The sequence below is a fragment of the Psychrobacter sp. genome (assembly GCF_036731945.1).
Lineage (GTDB): Bacteria > Pseudomonadota > Gammaproteobacteria > Pseudomonadales > Moraxellaceae > Psychrobacter.
The window spans coordinates 46238-47921 of sequence record NZ_DAINDI010000008.1 but is presented as its reverse complement, the minus strand read 5'-3'; the positions used below and the strand labels follow the sequence as shown (position 1 = coordinate 47921).

General features: G+C 40.0%; 1 protein-coding gene. It reads left to right on the top strand.

Annotated elements, in window-relative coordinates:
- Positions 1–1654 (top strand): GNVR domain-containing protein (locus V7D75_RS02900; RefSeq protein ID WP_333613341.1); only part of this gene is annotated, 1654 nt, incomplete at its 5' end.
- Between the last annotated feature and the right edge of the window lie 30 nt (positions 1655–1684).

The following is a 1684-nucleotide window of genomic DNA, read 5'->3' as shown; positions in this document are numbered from 1 at the left end:
CAATGATCTACCTACTGATGAACACCCTATCGATATTACTAAGCAGTCACTGCAAATCACCACGGACTCTATCAATAGTGCTTTGTCAGTAGTGGAAGAAGGCACTAAGACCGGTATGATTGAGCTGTCTTTGTCAGGGCTAAACCAAAAGCAAGTCAGCCTAATATTAGAACATATTGTACTGTCTTATAGTGCCCAAGACCAAACACGCAGCTCGGAACAAACTATCAAAACCATTGAGTTTATGAAAAAACAAATTCCAGCATTAAAACAAAAACTCAAAGAATCAGAAGCCATATTTAATAAATTCCGTGAGAATTCTGGGACCATTGATGTGGCACAAGAAGCGTCAATATTGCTGAGTGAAAATGCTGGAATTGATACACAAATTAGTGAGCTTAAGCTAAAAAGAGCAGATCTAACCACTTACTATACCAATGAGCATCCTCTAGTCATCCAGATCAACGAACAACTTGGCGTATTGAATGCTAGAAAGCAGCAAATCGACAATACCATCAATAAGTTGCCAGAAGTACAAAGAGAGTTTTTGACCCTCTCTGAAGATGTAAACATCGACAGAGAAATTTATCTCACTATCCTTAAGAACTACGAGCAGCTAAAAATTGTCAAAGCAGGTGAAGTCAGCGCCGCCCGTATTATTGATTTGCCTATCAATACCAATAGAATTGTCACTCCCAAAAAACAATTAATAACAATGTTAGCCACCCTAGCGGGTGCTCTGCTAGGTGCTTTATTAGTATTTATGATGCACCTACTTAGAGATGTCGTTAAAGACCCTGAACGTATTGAGTCTAAGACAGGGGTGCCAGTCATCGCCACGATTCCACGCTCTGCTGTATTATCGCGATTAAGTATTAACAAAAAGGCAGCCCCTCGTATGCTGGCGCATGTTGATAATAGTAGTTTGAGTTATGAAGCGATCAAAAGCCTTCGAACGAAACTTATATTAAGTATGCCGTCAGTCATTTCAAATAGCCAACAGGCAAAAGTACTTTTATTCACTGGTGAAAGCCCAGGCGTTGGCAAGTCGTTTATCTCGGCTAATTTGGCAGAAGTCTTTGCTCAGCTGAACAAAAAAGTTTTGGTCATGGATGCAGATATGCGTTTGGGTGAGCTGCACAAGGTCTTTGGTATGAGTCAATATGATGGCTTGGCAGATTATCTGTTGCTAGACGAGAGTAGTTTGCAACTTAACCCACTTAACAAAAGCGCCGCTGCTCAAATAACGAATGAGGTTTCTGATTTTAGTATAGATAACTTTATTCATCCGACGGGTATAGAGCATATTGACTTTATGCCACGCGGAGGGCATCCCAGTGATCCTGAATCGCTATTAATCAGCGAAAGATTTGATGCTTTGTTAACAAGATTAAAGTCTCAGTACGACTACATTATCATTGACTCACCACCATTATTGGCCGCTTCAGACGCTATGGTATTAGCGCAACATGCAGACAAAGTACTCATGATAACTAGGTACGACGCTTCAATGGAAAAACAGTTGATCTATGCCGTTAAGCAAATGGATGAGTCTAATATCCAAGTAGATGGCATTATTCTTAACGATGTCAAGCAAGGTCTTATGAGTAAATATAGCTATCATTATCGCTATACCTATGCCGACAGTCGGTAATACAGGTCATTGTAGTTACTATTACATTTT